Source organism: Helicobacter pylori HUP-B14 (assembly GCF_000259235.1).
Taxonomy (GTDB): domain Bacteria; phylum Campylobacterota; class Campylobacteria; order Campylobacterales; family Helicobacteraceae; genus Helicobacter; species Helicobacter pylori_CU.
This window is the reverse complement of sequence record NC_017733.1, coordinates 687,798-702,781: the sequence shown is the minus strand read 5'-3', so window position 1 is coordinate 702,781 and position 14,984 is coordinate 687,798. Positions and strand designations below refer to the sequence as shown.

Sequence of the window (14,984 nt, the reverse complement as noted above, 5' to 3'; positions counted from 1 at the left end):
AAGATTTGGTTACAATAGCTAGAATATTTTTTAACAATACAAGGAGCTTTTATGCGTATTGAGCATGATTTCATTGGGCAAATGGAAATTAGCGATGAAGTTTATTACGGGATCCAGACTTTAAGAGCGAGTGAAAATTTTTTCATCACCAACGACAAGCTTTGCAGTTATCCTGTTTTTATCAAATCTTTTGCTCAAGTCAAAAAAGCGGCTGCTTTAGCGAACGCGCAATTAGGGCTGATTGATGAAAAGCTTAAGATTGCGATTTGCCATGCGTGCGATTTGTTGGTTGATGGCAAATACCATGATCAATTCATTGTGGATATGATTCAAGGGGGGGCTGGCACAAGCACGAACATGAACATGAATGAGGTGATTGCTAATTTGGCTTTAGAATACATGGGGCATCAAAAGGGCGAGTATCAATTTTGCCACCCAAACGACCATGTCAACCGCTCTCAATCCACTAATGACGCCTATCCTAGCGCGTTAAAAATCGCTATTTATGAGCGCTTGAGCAATCTAGTCGCCCCCATGAAAGCCTTAAGGGACGCTTTCGCTCAAAAGGCTAAGGAATTCGCTCATGTGATTAAAATGGGGCGCACCCAGCTTCAAGACGCTGTGCCTATGACTTTAGGGCAAGAGTTTGAAACTTATGCCTTGATGGTTGATAGGGATATTGAGCAGGTTTTAGACGCTAGGAATTGGGTAAGAGAGCTTAATTTAGGCGGTACGGCTATTGGCACAGGGATCAATTCGCATCCGGATTATCGCAGTTTGATTGAAAAGAAAATCCAAGAAGTAACGGGCCGCCCTTTTGTCATGGCTAATAACTTGATTGAAGCCACTCAAAGCACGGGGGCGTATGTGCAAGTGAGCGGGGTTTTAAAGCGTATTGCAGTGAAACTTTCTAAGGTTTGTAACGATCTCAGGCTACTCAGTTCAGGCCCTAGAGCCGGGTTGAATGAAATCAATTTGCCTAAAATGCAGCCGGGTAGCTCTATTATGCCCGGTAAAGTCAATCCGGTGATCCCTGAAGTGGTCAATCAGGTGTGCTTTGCGGTGATTGGGAATGACTTGAGCGTGGCGTTGGCCGCAGAAGGAGGGCAATTGCAACTCAATGTGTTTGAGCCGGTTATCGCTTACAAGCTCTTCCATTCCTTTGTGATTTTAGGGCGCGCGATTGAAACTTTAACGACTAAATGCGTGGAAGGCATCACGGCTAATGAAAAGATTTGCCACGATTATGTCTTTAACAGCATTGGCATTGTTACCGCGCTAAACCCTCATATCGGCTATGAAAAATCCGCTATGATCGCTAAAGAAGCCTTAAAAAGCGATCGTTCTATTTATGACATTGCTTTAGAAAAGAAAATCTTAACTAAAGAGCAACTGGACGATATTTTCAAGCCAGAAAACATGCTAAGCCCTCACGCTTTCAAAAAGCATAAAGACTGAACGCTTTGCAATATTCACGCCTTCAAACTTTACGCTCCCTTTATATGGAGCGTCTTTTGGGCGAAACTTACACCAATACCAACCTTACCAAGCCCCAAAATAAACCCCTTAACAAACAAGTTTATGAGGGTATAGAAAATTGCAATCTGTGCAAACGCCACCAACATTCAAAACCGGTGATTGGGCTTTTTAACCCCACTTCCAAGCTTGCTTTCATCACGCTAACCCCCATGCTGGATAGCCAATTACATTTCTTAAACAATTTAAAAGCGGTCATGTTAGAGAGCATTATCCAAAAGGTTTTTAACTACCCCTTAAAAGATTGCAGTATTTTATCGCTCCTTAAATGCGACTCTAACAGCCTTAATTTAGAAGAAGAAATCAACGCATGCCTACCCCATTTAACCTGGCAATTAGACAACAGCGCTTCAAAAGTCATTGTGGTATTTGGCGAGATTTTGCCCAAACGCCTTTTAAACCTTTCTAAAGAAGAAGCCTTTGGGCGCATCGTGTCTTTAAAAACCAAACATTTTTTAAGCACCCATGCTTTAGAAGACATGCTCAAAAACCCCACGCTCAAAAAAGAAGCGTTAGCGCATTTTAAAATAGCGCTCCAATTTCTCAATCAGTCTTAAAATGTGCCTTACTTTTTAACCCATCTCCTTATGGCGCGCAACAAAGGCAAGGATTTTTGATAGGCTTTGCGATAGATTTTAAAAGTGGTGTTTTGAGAGAGTTCTAATAAAGGTGAAGCGTTTTGTAAAAGGCGCTCATAATTAACCCTCAAATCATCATAATTAACCCTCAAATCATCATAATTAACCCTCAAATCATCATAATTAACCCTCAAATCATCATAATTAACCCTCAAATCATCATAATTAACCCTCAAATCATCATAATTAACCCTCAAATCATCATAATTAACCCTCAAATCATCATAATTAACCCTCAAATCATCAATAGATACTAAAGGCTCATTCAAATCACGATGAAGAGCAGAATAATGATGGGCATCGCAATGGTAAATCGTGTCGTTTTCTAAAATCGTTTTAAAAAAAGCTAGGATTTTTTTAAAACTCAAATCTTGGTAAAAGTAAGCTTTCCCATCAATAGTGTTTAAAGGGTTTTCATAGAGCATGTCTAAATAGGCGTTTGGGTGCGTGTGCAAGTATCTCACATAATCAATCGCTTCATCAAAGTTTTTGAAATCATGCACATTCACAAAACTTTTAGGGTTAAAATCTTTCGCCACGCTGGGACTCCCCCAATAAATAGGAATGGTATGGCTGAAATAAGCGTCAATGATTTTTTCAGTTACATAGCCATAGCCTTGCGAGTTTTCAAAACACAGATTGAATTTGTATTGGCTTAAAAACTCGCTCTTGTTTTTAACGTTATAGCCCAAAGTGTTTCTCACGCTCCCTCCCCCAGTAACTGGCTCAATAGAATTTAAAGCGTCATAGAAAGCGTTCCTTTTAGGAGCGTTAGGGTTGCTTGCGACAAAACTCGCAAACCCTCTTTTCAAAGGATCGATCTCATCATTCACTACTGCGCATAAATTAGGGTGGTTTTCTTTAAAATGATGGGAAGGTTTTTTTAAAGTATAAAGGCTGTTAGGTTTGAGTTTGTAGGGCGCAGTGGTGTCATTCACGCTCTCGGCTTTATGGTGTAGTCTATCATAATATAAAGGCATTCTCAAATAACGATCATTAAAATCCAATTCATCAAAGCCTATGGCGTAATCAAAGAGATTGAAATTAGGGACTTCGTTTTCACCGGTGTAAAACACCCTTTTAGTGTTTTGATAGGATAGGATTTTTCTGGCCGATCCAAGGGGGTTACCAAAAACGATGTCCGCAGGTTTATCAGGGTTTTGGTGGAGGGTGATTGCGTAGCGTTGGCTTAAGATGAAATACAAGATAAAACGCCTAAACCCTTTGCTTTCTTTTTTATCCAAAGGCCACCAATTGGCTAGGGCTATATTTAATGGGGGCTTATAATCGGTTTCATCTAAACGGGTGCTGTCTATATAAGCGTCTAATAGGGGCTGGAACATGGTTATCCTTTTAAAGGAGTATTTTACAAAAAAATTTTTTTTAAATCAAAGGCTTGATTAGGGCTAGATTAGGCTCATTGATGCAATGCGTGGCGTGCTGTTTTAAAACCTCTTTAGCGTTGAAAGCGATTTTAATATGGGCATGTTTGAACATGCTCAAATCATTCGCTCCATCGCCCACGACTAGAGTGCGATCTTTACTGATATTCAACAAGCGTTGCAAGGCGAGGAGCATTTCGCCTTTAGAGTGTGAAAACATCATATGCCCCGTAACCAAGCCGTTTAAGGCGTTATTTTCCACGATCAGCGTGTTACTGAAAGCCGCATCTAAATGCAATAAATCCCTGTAATGATTCGTCGCTAGATCAAAGCCCCCACTAAAGCAAACCACCTTGTAATTTTTCTCTTTTAAAGCACTAATAAGCTCAAGCACCCCCTCAAATAAAGGCAGACTTTCACAAACTTCTTTGGCTAGTTTTAAGGGCATGTTTTTGAGTTTAGACACCCTTAAAATAAGACTTTTATGAAAATCTGTCTCGCCATTCATGGCTTGCGAAGTGATTGTTTTCACTTCATCAAACACCCCCCACGCCCTCGCTAAAGACTCAATCGTCTCAGCATCCACTAGCGTGGAGTCAAAATCAAAAACGGCTAGTTTTTGCACTCAATGACCTTAAAATTAAGATTTCCTGCTTTTAGCGATCCCTTTGACATACTGATCAGCCAAATACAAGCCATGGTTTTCATTACCAATCAACTCAATTTTATCCAAAATATCCTTGAAAAGCACTTCTTCTTCATGCTGTTCAGACACATACCATTGCAAGAAATTGAAAGTCGCATGATCTTTGCCTTTTATGGCGTGATCAACGATATTATTAATAGACTCGCTGATGTGTTGCTCATGTTCATAGGCTTTTTGGAAAATTTGAGTCAAACCTTCAAACTTATGCTCAGGTGCGCTGATGCTGGTCAATTGCACAGGCACATTGTTTTCATTCAAGAAAACGATAAGCTTTTTAGCATGCTCGTATTCTTCAGCCGCATGGTCAAACAAGAAAAGCCCCGCGCCATCTAAGCTATGGGTATAGCACCAAGAACTCATGCTCATATACAAGTTGGAAGAGTTCATTTCCTTATTCACTTGTTCGTTTAGCAACTTAATGATGTCTTTTGATAACATAGTATCTCCTTTGTGTTGGTTTAAGTTGTCCCATAATTATAGCATAAATGATAATAAAAAAGTAAACAAGAGTATGAAAATTTTCAAAAACTTGCAAAAAATGAGAAAGAACGCCAGCTAATGGCTTGATAAAGCTTAGATTTTATCATAAAAGTGCTTTTAATGAGAATTAGATCAAAAAAAAGGGCTGGTATCAATAGGGGAGTTAAAAGGGATATTTTTATATAATATATAAAAAGCATTCTTCAATCTAAAAATGCTACAATGTTTATCTTTAAAATGAAAGGCGATTTAACCATGGATTTTTTAGAAAAAGTATTAGACAATCAAGTTACTGAAAGTAAAGAATTAGTGAAGCTTTATGATTATGATTTATACACGCTAGGGGAAGCAGCGGATCACATGCGCCAAAACATGCACCAAAAAATCGTGTATTTTAATGTGAATAGGCATTTAAACCCCAGTAATATTTGCACGGACACTTGCAAATTTTGTGCTTTTTCAGCCCACAGAAAAAACCCTAACCCTTATGAAATGAGCTTAGAAGAAATCCTAGAAAAGGTTAAAAACTCCTACAATAAGGGGATTAAAGAAGTCCATATCGTGAGCGCTCATAACCCTAATTATTCTTATGAATGGTATTTAAAGGTGTTTGAAACCATCAAACAAGAAATGCCTAACTTACACCTAAAAGCCATGACCGCTGCGGAAGTGCATTTTTTAAGCACTAAATTCAACAAACCTTTTGAATTGGTGCTAGAAGACATGCTCAAAGCCGGGGTGGATTCCATGCCTGGTGGGGGGGCGGAGATTTTTGATGAAGAAGTTAGGCGTAAAATCTGTAATGGTAAGGTGGGATCTTCTCGGTGGTTAGAAATCCATGCTTATTGGCACAAATTAGGCAAAATGAGTAACGCTACCATGCTTTTTGGGCATATTGAAGATAAAATCCATCGCATCGATCACATGCTGAGAATCAAAAAAATTCAAAGCCCTAAAAATAAAGTGGAAAATAAAGAAGGGGGCTTTAACGCTTTTATCCCCTTGTTGTATCAAAAAGAAAACAATTATTTGAAAGTGGAAAAATCCCCTAGCGCGATAGAAATCTTAAAAACCATCGCAATATCTCGCATTCTTTTAAACAATATCCCCCACATTAAAGCTTATTGGGCGACTTTGGGCTTGAATTTGGCTTTAGTGGCTCAAGAATTTGGCGCTAACGATTTAGACGGCACGATAGAAATAGAGAGCATTCAAAGCGCGGCTGGTGCGAAGAGCCGGCATGGTTTAGAAAAAGAAGATTTGGTATTTAAAATCAAGGACGCTGGTTTTGTTGCGGTAGAAAGGGATAGTTTGTATAATTTTATACAGAAATTTTAATAATTTTTAGCGTTTTTAAGAATGATTAGTTATAATAATGCTACTAACAACACTCAAGCTAAAATCTATTAAGGAAATCAGTATTAAAAAATTTATTCTATCTTCTCTTGTTTTCGCATGTATGAATACCGGCGTTGAAGCTTTAGAAAATGACGGCTCTAAACCAAACGATTTGACTCCACCAAAAGAAGTCTCTCAAGAATCTCAAAGAAATGAGGCTCCAAAAAATGAAGTTCAAAGAAATGAGGCTCAAAAAGAAACCCCCCAATCAAGTCAAACGCCTAAAGAAATGAAAGTCAAGTCCATTTCTTATGTCGGGCTTTCTTACATGTCTGACATGCTTGCTAATGAGATTGTAAAGATTCGTGTGGGCGATATTGTGGATTCTAAAAAAATAGACACCGCTGTTTTGGCTTTGTTCAATCAAGGGTATTTTAAAGACGTTTATGCCACTTTTGAAGGCGGCATATTAGAGTTTCATTTTGATGAAAAAGCCAGGATTGCCGGGGTAGAAATCAAGGGTTATGGGACTGAAAAGGAAAAAGACGGCTTAAAATCCCAAATGGGGATCAAAAAGGGTGACACCTTTGATGAGCAAAAATTAGAGCATGCTAAAACGGCTTTAAAAACAGCTTTAGAGGGGCAGGGCTATTATGGGAGCGTGGTGGAGGTACGCACCCAAAAGGTCAGTGAGGGCGCGTTATTGATCGTGTTTGATGTGAATAGGGGGGATAGTATTTATATCAAACAATCCATTTATGAGGGAAGCGCGAAATTAAAACGCCGCATGATTGAATCTTTGAGCGCGAACAAACAGCGCGATTTCATGGGCTGGATGTGGGGCTTGAATGATGGGAAATTGCGTTTAGATCAATTAGAATACGATTCTTTGCGTATCCAAGATGTGTATATGCGTAGGGGTTATTTAGACGCTCACATTTCTTCGCCTTTTTTGAAAACGGATTTTTCCACCCATAACGCTAAGCTCCATTATAAGGTCAAAGAGGGGATCCAATACAGGATTTCAGATATTTTAATAGAGATTGACAACCCGGTAGTCCCCTTAAAAACCTTAGAAAAAGTGCTTAAAGTTAAAAGGAAAGATGTCTTTAATATTGAGCATTTAAGAGCGGATGCGCAAATTTTAAAAACCGAAATCGCCGATAAGGGTTATGCGTTTGCGGTGGTGAAGCCAGACTTGGATAAAGATGAAAAAAACGGGCTTGTGAAAGTCATTTATCGTATTGAAGTGGGCGATATGGTGTATATCAATGATGTCATCATTTCAGGGAACCAGCGCACGAGCGATAGGATCATTAGGAGGGAATTGTTACTAGGGCCTAAAGATAAATACAACTTGACCAAACTGAGAAATTCCGAAAATTCTTTAAGGCGTTTAGGATTCTTCTCTAAAGTCAAAATTGAAGAAAAAAGGGTGAATAGCTCACTCATGGATTTATTAGTGAGCGTAGAAGAGGGGCGCACTGGGCAGTTGCAATTTGGGTTAGGCTATGGCTCTTATGGAGGGCTTATGCTTAATGGGAGCGTGAGCGAAAGGAATCTTTTTGGCACAGGGCAAAGCATGAGCTTGTATGCTAACATTGCCACAGGGGGGGGTAGATCTTATCCGGGCATGCCAAGAGGAGCGGGGCGTATGTTTGCGGGGAATTTGAGCTTGACTAATCCAAGGATTTTTGACAGCTGGTATAGCTCTACGATCAATCTTTATGCGGATTACAGGATAAGCTACCAATACATCCAACAAGGCGGGGGCTTTGGGGTGAATGTCGGGCGCATGCTGGGTAACAGAACCCATGTGAGCTTAGGGTATAACTTGAACGTTACCAAACTCCTTGGTTTCAGCAGCCCCTTATACAACCGCTACTATTCCTCTGTGAATGAAGTGGTTTCTCCAAGGCAATGTTCTACCCCCGCATCCGTGATTATCAATCGCTTATCAGGCGGTAGGACTCCATTGGTCCCTGAAAGCTGTTCTAATCCTGGAGCGATCACCACTTCACCAGAAATAAAAGGTATTTGGGATAGGGATTACCATACGCCTATTACCAGCTCTTTCACTCTTGATGTGAGCTATGACAACACCGACGATTATTATTTCCCTAGAAATGGGGTTATCTTTAGCTCTTATGCGACGATGTCTGGTTTGCCAAGCTCTGGCACGCTCAATTCGTGGAACGGGTTAGGCGGGAATGTCCGTAACACCAAAGTTTATGGTAAATTCGCCGCTTACCACCATTTGCAAAAATATTTATTGATAGATTTGATCGCTCGCTTTAAAACGCAAGGGGGCTATATCTTTAGGTATAACACCGATGATTACTTGCCTTTAAACTCCACCTTCTACATGGGGGGCGTAACCACGGTGAGAGGCTTTAGGAACGGATCGGTTACGCCTAAAGATGAGTTTGGCTTGTGGCTTGGAGGCGATGGGATTTTCACCGCTTCTACTGAATTGAGCTATGGGGTGTTAAAAGCGGCTAAAATGCGCTTAGCGTGGTTTTTTGACTTTGGTTTCTTAACCTTTAAAACCCCAACTAGGGGGAGTTTCTTCTATAACGCTCCCGTCACGACAGCGAATTTTAAAGATTATGGCGTGGTAGGGGCTGGGTTTGAAAGAGCGACTTGGAGGGCTTCTACAGGCTTACAGATTGAATGGATTTCGCCCATGGGGCCTTTGGTGCTGATTTTCCCTATAGCGTTTTTCAACCAATGGGGCGATGGCAATGGCAAAAAATGTAAAGGGCTGTGCTTCAACCCTAACATGGACGATTACACGCAACACTTTGAATTTTCTATAGGAACAAGGTTTTAAAATGCGCATCAACAGAGAAGAAATTTTGGATTTAATGAAAAACGTGCCCTTGAAAGAATTAGGGCAAAGGGCTTTGAGAGTGAAGCAACGCTTGCACCCTGAAAACCTGACGACTTTTATTGTGGATAGGAATATCAATTACACCAATATTTGTTTTGTGGATTGCAAGTTTTGCGCGTTCAAACGCACCCTAAAAGAAAAAGACGCCTATGTGTTGAGCTATGAAGAAATTGATCAAAAGATTGAAGAATTGCTCGCTATTGGCGGCACGCAGATCCTTTTTCAAGGGGGGGTGCACCCGCAGCTCAAAATAGATTATTATGAAAATTTAGTCAGCCATATCGCCCAAAAATTCCCCACCATTACCATTCATGGTTTTAGCGCGGTTGAAATTGATTACATTTCTAAAATCTCTAAATTGTCTTTAAAAGAAGTTTTAGAAAGGTTGAAAAACGCCGGGTTAAGCTCCATTCCAGGAGCGGGAGCAGAAATATTAAGCGATAGGGTGCGCGATGTCATCGCTCCTAAAAAATTGAGCAGTGATCGGTGGATTGAAGTGCATAGAATGGCACACCTTTGCGGGATTAAAAGCACGGCTACCATGATGTTTGGGAGCGTGGATAATGAAGAAGATGTAATAGAGCATTTACAAAGGGTGCGCGATTTGCAAGATGAAACCGGCGGCTTTAGGGCTTTTATTTTATGGAGTTTTCAGCCCAACAACACCCCCTTAAAAGAAGAAATCCCAAGCATTAAAAAAGCGAGTTCCAATCGGTATTTACGCTATTTGGCATGCAGTAGGATTTTTTTGGATAACATTCAAAACATACAAAGCTCATGGGTTACTCAAGGCTCTATGATAGGGCAGTTAGCCTTATTGTTTGGAGCGAATGATTTAGGGAGTGTGATGATGGAAGAAAATGTAGTGAAAGCGGCCGGAACGAGTTTTTGCATGAATGAAGCGGAAATGATAGAACTTATTGAAGACATTGGGAGCGTGGCGGCTAAACGAAATACCGCTTATGAAATCTTAAAGCGTTATCCGGCTAAAGCAAAGGTATAAATAACATGAAAAAATTTTTAATCACTTTATTATTAGGAGTTTTTATGGGGTTACAAGCGAGCGCTTTGACACACCAAGAAATCAATCAAGCTAAAGTCCCTGTGATTTATGAAGAAAACCATTTATTGCCCATGGGGTTTATCCATTTAGCTTTTAGAGGGGGTGGGAGCTTAAGCGATAAAAACCAGTTGGGTTTGGCGAAATTATTCGCGCAAGTTTTAAATGAAGGCACTAAAGAGCTTGGTGCGGTGGGGTTTGCGCAAGCTTTAGAGCAAAAAGCGATCAGTTTGAATGTGGATACCAGCACAGAAGATTTGCAAATCACTTTAGAATTTTTAAAAGAATACGAAGATGAAGCCATCACGCGCTTAAAAGAGCTTTTAAAATCCCCTAATTTCACTCAAAGCGCTTTAGAAAAAGTCAAAACCCAAATGTTGGCCGCGCTTTTACAAAAAGAAAGCGATTTTGATTATTTGGCTAAATTGACTTTAAAGCAAGAACTTTTTGCTAACACCCCTTTAGCTAATGCGGCATTAGGCACTAAAGAGAGTCTCCAAAAAATCAAGCTAGAGGATTTGAAACAGCAATTTTCTAAGGTCTTTGAACTCAATAAGCTCGTGGTGGTGCTTGGGGGCGATTTGAAAATCGATCAAACTCTTAAGCGTTTAGATAACGCCCTTAATTTCTTGCCACAAGGTAAAGCGTATGAAGAGCCTTATTTTGAAACGAGCGATAAAAAAAGCGAAAAAGTCCTCTATAAAGACACTGAACAGGCTTTCGTGTATTTTGGCGCACCCTTTAAAATCAAGGATTTAAAACAGGATTTAGCGAAATCTAAAGTCATGATGTTTGTGCTTGGGGGAGGGTTTGGCTCTCGTTTGATGGAAAAAATCAGGGTTCAAGAGGGCTTGGCTTATAGCGTGTATATCCGCTCTAATTTTTCTAAAGTGGCGCATTTTGCGAGCGGGTATTTGCAAACCAAGCTCAGCACTCAAGCTAAAAGCGTTGCCTTAGTTAAAAAAATCGTTAAGGAATTTATAGAAAAAGGCATGACGCAACAAGAATTAGACGACGCTAAAAAGTTTTTACTAGGCTCTGAGCCTTTAAGGAATGAAACAATCTCTAGCCGCTTGAACACCACTTACAATTATTTTTATTTAGGTTTGCCTTTAAATTTCAACCAAACGCTACTCAATCAAATCCAAAAAATGAGTTTGAAAGAAATCAATGATTTCATTAAAGCGCACACCGAAATCAACGACTTAACTTTTGCCATTGTGAGCAATAAAAAGAGTAAGGACAAATAATGCCATTTGAAGCTGTAATCGGGCTAGAAGTCCATGTCCAACTCAACACCAAAACCAAAATCTTTTGCTCTTGTTCTACAAGCTTTGGAGAAACCCCCAATTCTAACACCTGCCCTGTGTGTTTGGGTTTACCGGGAGCTTTGCCGGTATTGAATAAAGAAGTGGTTAAAAAAGCCATCCAATTAGGCACAGCCATTGAAGCTCATATCAACCAAAACTCCATTTTTGCGAGGAAAAATTATTTTTACCCTGATTTGCCTAAGGCTTATCAAATTTCGCAGTTTGAAGTCCCCATTGTGAGCGATGGGAAATTAGAGATTGACACCAAAGAGGGCACAAAAATCGTGCGTATTGAAAGAGCCCACATGGAAGAAGACGCCGGTAAAAATATCCATGAGGGCAGTTATTCTTTGGTGGATTTGAATCGCGCTTGCACCCCTTTATTAGAAATTGTTAGCAAGCCGGACATGCGAAATAGTGAAGAAGCCATAGCGTATTTGAAAAAACTCCATGCTATCGTGCGTTTTATAGGGATTTCTGATGCGAACATGCAAGAGGGGAATTTCAGGTGCGATGCGAACGTGTCCATTAGACCCAAAGGCGATGGAAAGCTTTACACGAGGGTGGAGATTAAAAACCTAAATAGCTTTAGATTCATCGCTAAAGCGATTGAATACGAGATAGAGCGCCAAAGCGTGGCGTGGGAGAATGGGCGTTATAATGAAGAGGTGGTTCAAGAAACGCGCCTTTTTGACACCGCCAAAGGGATCACCCTTTCTATGCGCAATAAAGAAGAATCAGCGGATTACCGCTATTTTAAAGATCCGGATTTGTATCCTGTTTTTATTGATGAGAAACTTTTAAAAGAAGCTCAAAAGATCAATGAATTGCCTAGTGCGAAAAAAATCCGCTACATGAAAGATTTTAACCTTAAAGAAGACGATGCGAATTTATTGGTGAGCGATCCTTTATTGGCGGAGTATTTTGAAAGCATGCTCAATCTTGGGGTTAAGGCTAAAACGAGCGTGACATGGCTTTGCGTGGAATTATTAGGGCGCTTGAAGGCTGAAATCACTTTAGAAAATTGTGGGATTAGCGCTCATATGTTAGGCGCTTTAGCCAAACGCATTGATGAGGGCAAGATTTCGGGTAAGAGCGCTAAAGATGTGTTAGACAAGCTTTTAGAAGAGCATGGGGGCGATGTGGATGCACTCATTGAACAAATGGGCTTGTCTCAAGTCAATGACACGGAAGCGATTGTTAAAGTCATAGAAGAAGTGTTAAAAAACAACGCCGATAAGGTGCTTGAATATAAAAGCGGTAAGGACAAGCTTTTTGGGTTTTTTGTAGGGCAAGCCATGAAGAATCTAAAAGGGGCTAATCCTAGCGTGGTGAATGCTATTTTGAAAGAGAAATTGGATTGATGAGGAAAATTTTTTCTTATATTTCTAAGGTTCTATTATTTATTGGGGTGGTTTATGCAGAGCCTGATTCTAAAGTAGAAGCCTTAGAAGGGAGGAAGCAAGAGTCTTCTTTGGATAAAAAAATCCGCCAAGAATTGAAGAATAAGGAATTAAAGAATAAGGATTTGAAAAATAAAGAAGAAAAGAAAAACACCGAAGAAAAGAAAACAACCAAAACCAGAGCAAAACCCAGAGCAGAAGTCCATCATGGGGATACCAAAAATCCCACTCCAAAAATAACGCCTCCTAAAATCAAAGGGAGTAGTAAGGGCGTTCAAAATCAAGGCACGCAAAATCAAGGCGTTCAAAATAATGCGCCAAAACTTGAAGAAAAAGAGGCAACCTCTCAAACTCTTGAAAAAAATAAAGGAACAAGCCCTAGCTCTCAATTCAATTCCATTTTTGGTAATCCTAATAACGCTACCAACAACACCCTTGAAGATAAGGTCGTAGGGGGCATTTCATTGCTTGTTAATGGCTCGCCTATCACGCTGTATCAAATCCAAGAAGAGCAAAAAAAATCTAAAGTGAGCAAAGCTCAAGCCAGGGATCGTTTGATTGCGGAGCGCATTAAAAACCAAGAAATTGAGCGCTTAAAAATCCATGTAGATGACGACAAATTAGACCAAGAAATGGCGATGATGGCGCAACAGCAAGGCATGGATTTAGATCATTTCAAACAAATGCTTATGGCTGAGGGGCATTATAAACTCTATAGAGATCAGCTTAAGGAGCATTTAGAAATGCAAGAATTGTTGCGTAATATCTTACTCACGAATGTGGATACCAGCTCTGAAACCAAAATGCGCGAATATTACAACAAACACAAGGAGCAATTCAGTATCCCCACTGAAATAGAAACCGTGCGCTACACTTCCACCAATCAAGAAGATTTAGAAAGGGCTATGGCAGATCCTAATTTGGAAATTCCAGGGGTGAGTAAGGCCAATGAAAAAATAGAGATGAAAACCCTAAACCCCCAAATCGCTCAAGTCTTTATTTCGCATGAGCAAGGCTCTTTCACGCCCGTTATGAATGGGGGTGGGGGGCAGTTTATCACCTTTTATATCAAGGAAAAAAAGGGTAAAAACGAAGTGAGTTTCAGCCAAGCCAAGCAATTCATCGCCCAAAAATTAGTGGAAGAATCTAAAGATAAGATTTTAGAAGAGCATTTTGAAAAATTGCGCGTTAAGTCTAGGATTGTGATGATTAGAGAGTGATTTTTAGATTGTGCAACACTTCAATTTCCTCTATAAAGATTCTTTATTTTCTATCGCTTTATTCACTTTCATTATCGCTCTTGTGATTCTATTAGAACAGGCTAGGGCGTATTTCACCCGAAAGAAAAACAAAAAATTTTTACAAAAATTCGCCCAAAATCAAAACGCTTATGCGGGCAGTGAGAATTTAGACGAGCTTTTAAAGCATGCTAAAATTTCCAGTTTGATGTTTTTAGCCAGAGCGTATTCTAAAGCGGATGTACAAATGAGTATTGAAATCTTAAAAGGGCTTTTGAATCGCCCCCTAAAAGATGAAGAAAAAATCGCTGTTTTAGATTTATTGGCTAAAAATTATTTTAGCGCGGGGTATTTGCAAAAAACAAAAGACACCGTGAAAGAAATTTTGCGCTTTTCCCCAAGGAATGTGGAAGCGTTATTGAAACTTTTGCATGCGTATGAATTAGAAAAAGATTATTCAAAGGCTTTAGAGACTTTGGAATGTTTGGAAGAATTAGAAGTGCCTGAAATTGAAACGATTAAAAATTACCTTTATCTCATGCATTTAATAGAGAATAAGGAAGAGGCGGCTAAAATCTTGCATGTTTCAAAAGCGTCGTTAGATTTGAAAAAAATCGCTTTAAATTATTTAAAATCTTATGATGAAAATCTTTTTTGGCAAGAAATTGATGCAACTAAACGGCTAGAAAATGTGATCGATCTTTTATGGGATATGAATATCCCTGCTTTTATTTTAGAAAAACACGCCCTTTTGCAAGATATTGCGCGATCTCAAGGGTTGCTTTTGGATCACAAACCTTGCCAAATTTTTGAATTAGAGGTTTTACGCGCTCTATTAAATAGCCCTATGAAAGCGAGTCTGACTTTTGAATACCGCTGCAAGCATTGCAAACAAATATTCCCTTTTGAAAGCCATAGGTGTCCTGTGTGTTACCAGTTGGCGTTTATGGATATGGTGCTTAAAATTTCTAAAGAAACGCATGCTGTGGGAGTGGATTAA

The 14,984-nt window shown here is 39.7% G+C and carries 12 protein-coding genes; 9 read left to right on the top strand and 3 right to left on the bottom strand.

All coding sequences use genetic code 11. From position 1 onward, the window contains the following. Positions 1 to 51: 51 nt before the first annotated feature. Together aspA and HPB14_RS03420 are read left to right on the top strand one after the other, a co-directional pair. Complete coding sequence (gene aspA, locus HPB14_RS03425; protein ID WP_001217501.1) at positions 52 to 1,458, top strand: aspartate ammonia-lyase; 1,407 nt, start codon at positions 52 to 54, stop codon at positions 1,456 to 1,458. Positions 1,459 to 1,502: 44 nt separating this feature from the next. Next, complete coding sequence (locus HPB14_RS03420; protein WP_000440402.1) at positions 1,503 to 2,093, top strand: uracil-DNA glycosylase family protein; 591 nt, start codon at positions 1,503 to 1,505, stop codon at positions 2,091 to 2,093. Between the two features lie 8 nt (positions 2,094 to 2,101). On the opposite strand, the gene HPB14_RS03415 is transcribed toward HPB14_RS03420, so the two are convergent. The 3 genes from HPB14_RS03415 to HPB14_RS03405 are packed head-to-tail and all read right to left on the bottom strand — an operon-like array spanning position 2,102 to position 4,700. Beyond that, the gene (locus HPB14_RS03415) at positions 2,102 to 3,517 is read right to left on the bottom strand and encodes a glycosyltransferase family 10 domain-containing protein (protein WP_000487472.1); all 1,416 of its coding nucleotides are present in this window, start codon (positions 3,515 to 3,517) and stop codon (positions 2,102 to 2,104) included. Positions 3,518 to 3,557: 40 nt separating this feature from the next. Beyond that, positions 3,558 to 4,181, bottom strand: coding sequence for a phosphoserine phosphatase SerB (gene serB / locus HPB14_RS03410; RefSeq protein WP_001170374.1), 624 nt, complete (start codon positions 4,179 to 4,181; stop codon positions 3,558 to 3,560). 15 nt (positions 4,182 to 4,196) lie between these two features. Further along, the gene (locus tag HPB14_RS03405; protein ID WP_000949202.1) at positions 4,197 to 4,700 is read right to left on the bottom strand and encodes a ferritin; all 504 of its coding nucleotides are present in this window, start codon (positions 4,698 to 4,700) and stop codon (positions 4,197 to 4,199) included. 297 nt (positions 4,701 to 4,997) lie between these two features. On the opposite strand from HPB14_RS03405, the gene mqnE reads away from it, so the two are divergent. Genes mqnE through HPB14_RS03370 form a run of 7 tightly spaced genes read left to right on the top strand, consistent with a single transcriptional unit; the run spans position 4,998 to position 14,984 of the window. Then, a complete protein-coding gene (gene mqnE, locus HPB14_RS03400) occupies positions 4,998 to 6,080 on the top strand; it encodes an aminofutalosine synthase MqnE (protein ID WP_014658465.1) in 1,083 nt (360 codons plus the stop codon). A 37-nt stretch (positions 6,081 to 6,117) separates the two neighbouring features. Beyond that, a complete protein-coding gene (gene bamA, locus HPB14_RS03395; RefSeq protein ID WP_195182604.1) occupies positions 6,118 to 8,913 on the top strand; it encodes an outer membrane protein assembly factor BamA in 2,796 nt (931 codons plus the stop codon). Between the two features lies 1 nt (position 8,914). Next, on the top strand, positions 8,915 to 9,976 hold the full coding sequence (locus HPB14_RS03390; RefSeq protein ID WP_001222318.1) for a dehypoxanthine futalosine cyclase: 1,062 nt from the start codon (positions 8,915 to 8,917) through the stop codon (positions 9,974 to 9,976). A 5-nt stretch (positions 9,977 to 9,981) separates the two neighbouring features. Beyond that, entirely contained in the window at positions 9,982 to 11,283 is a 1,302-nt protein-coding gene (locus HPB14_RS03385) for a M16 family metallopeptidase (protein WP_000713997.1), read from the top strand. Next, positions 11,283 to 12,707, top strand: a complete 1,425-nt coding sequence (gatB, locus tag HPB14_RS03380; RefSeq protein ID WP_001115656.1) for an Asp-tRNA(Asn)/Glu-tRNA(Gln) amidotransferase subunit GatB — start codon at positions 11,283 to 11,285, stop codon at positions 12,705 to 12,707. Before HPB14_RS03385 ends, gatB begins: the two co-directional genes overlap by 1 nt. Beyond that, positions 12,707 to 13,966 carry a SurA N-terminal domain-containing protein gene (locus HPB14_RS03375; RefSeq protein ID WP_001225917.1) on the top strand — a complete coding sequence of 420 codons (1,260 nt, stop codon included), beginning with the start codon at positions 12,707 to 12,709 and terminating at the stop codon, positions 13,964 to 13,966. Before gatB ends, HPB14_RS03375 begins: the two co-directional genes overlap by 1 nt. A 10-nt stretch (positions 13,967 to 13,976) precedes the next feature. Further along, positions 13,977 to 14,984, top strand: coding sequence for a tetratricopeptide repeat protein (locus tag HPB14_RS03370; RefSeq protein WP_001163533.1), 1,008 nt, complete (start codon positions 13,977 to 13,979; stop codon positions 14,982 to 14,984).

Excerpts from the sequence above, each read along its gene's own strand:
- HPB14_RS03415 (WP_000487472.1), bottom strand. The coding sequence starts at position 3,517 with ATGTTCCAGCCCCTATTAGACGCTTATATAGACAGCACCCGTTTAGAT.
- HPB14_RS03385 (WP_000713997.1), top strand. The coding sequence starts at position 9,982 with ATGAAAAAATTTTTAATCACTTTATTATTAGGAGTTTTTATGGGGTTA.
- mqnE (WP_014658465.1), top strand. The coding sequence starts at position 4,998 with ATGGATTTTTTAGAAAAAGTATTAGACAATCAAGTTACTGAAAGTAAA.
- gatB (WP_001115656.1), top strand. The coding sequence starts at position 11,283 with ATGCCATTTGAAGCTGTAATCGGGCTAGAAGTCCATGTCCAACTCAAC.
- aspA (WP_001217501.1), top strand. The coding sequence starts at position 52 with ATGCGTATTGAGCATGATTTCATTGGGCAAATGGAAATTAGCGATGAA.
- HPB14_RS03390 (WP_001222318.1), top strand. The coding sequence starts at position 8,915 with ATGCGCATCAACAGAGAAGAAATTTTGGATTTAATGAAAAACGTGCCC.
- HPB14_RS03420 (WP_000440402.1), top strand. The coding sequence starts at position 1,503 with ATGGAGCGTCTTTTGGGCGAAACTTACACCAATACCAACCTTACCAAG.
- HPB14_RS03405 (WP_000949202.1), bottom strand. The coding sequence starts at position 4,700 with ATGTTATCAAAAGACATCATTAAGTTGCTAAACGAACAAGTGAATAAG.
- bamA (WP_195182604.1), top strand. The coding sequence starts at position 6,118 with ATGCTACTAACAACACTCAAGCTAAAATCTATTAAGGAAATCAGTATT.
- HPB14_RS03375 (WP_001225917.1), top strand. The coding sequence starts at position 12,707 with ATGAGGAAAATTTTTTCTTATATTTCTAAGGTTCTATTATTTATTGGG.